The following is a 902-nucleotide window of genomic DNA, read 5'->3' on the forward strand; positions in this document are numbered from 1 at the left end:
TATTTTTACCCTCTGAAAGTGCAAGGCAGGGACTTTCCCCCCTTTGGTGGAGACTGATAACGCTTATACCTATTGTTTTAATTTGACAAAGTATTTTTGCAGATTTTTTGTAAAAAACGGGGCGGGCGCACCCCGTCACTACGATACCGATAAAATCCATAATCCTGCCGAAAACGCACCACACAAGCGATGATAACAAAACGATAACAAAACAATATGAAAACGATAACAAAAAGATATGAAAATGATAACAAAAAGATAACAAAAAATGTTTGGTGGTGTGGAAAAAGACCTCTACTTTTGCCGCGTTATTTATATGAGTTAAAGGTGTCATTGCGGGCTTGACCCGCAATCCCCTGCTAAAAAATTGAAATTATGCGTTACAATAGTCTAAATAGGGTTTTTCTTATGCTTCTCATAGCCTGCTCCACGCTGACGGGCTTTGGGCAGCAGGCTTATCCTATTTTTGTTACTACGCAACTTACGCCGCCTTACTCGCTTTCGTTGTCAGACTATGTTCAGGCGGGGTCGCAGCAGTTGGTGGCTACTATTTTGGTTAAGGACGTTACAATAAATAACGTGCCTGTCCGTTTACATTTAAAAATAGAAACAATGAGTGGTGTCACCATCGAAACTGTTCCAAATATCCTCACTCGGGCTATCTACCTGAGTGGTGGGGAGGCGCGTATGCTCTTTGGGAACGACCTCGCCGACTATTTCAATATCAATAACTTAGCATTCAAAGGCTACACTAAGGATGCCTATCACCGCACCGGACAATTGCCCGAAGGGCATTACCGCTTTACGGTGGAAGTGCGGCATTTTACTACAGGGAAACTTCTCTCCAATCGGGGGAGTGCTACGCGATGGATTGCGCTGGGCAAGCCGCCTTTGCTCAAAAC

The 902-nt window shown here is 43.9% G+C and carries 1 protein-coding gene; it reads left to right on the forward strand.

The genetic code is table 11. The annotated features are described in order from the left end of the window. Positions 1–375 precede the first annotated feature (375 nt). A partial coding sequence (locus ASC50_RS01645; protein ID WP_226995323.1) for a hypothetical protein occupies positions 376–902 on the forward strand: 527 nt, incomplete at its 3' end.

The sequence above is a fragment of the Candidatus Symbiothrix dinenymphae genome, from assembly GCF_001431085.1.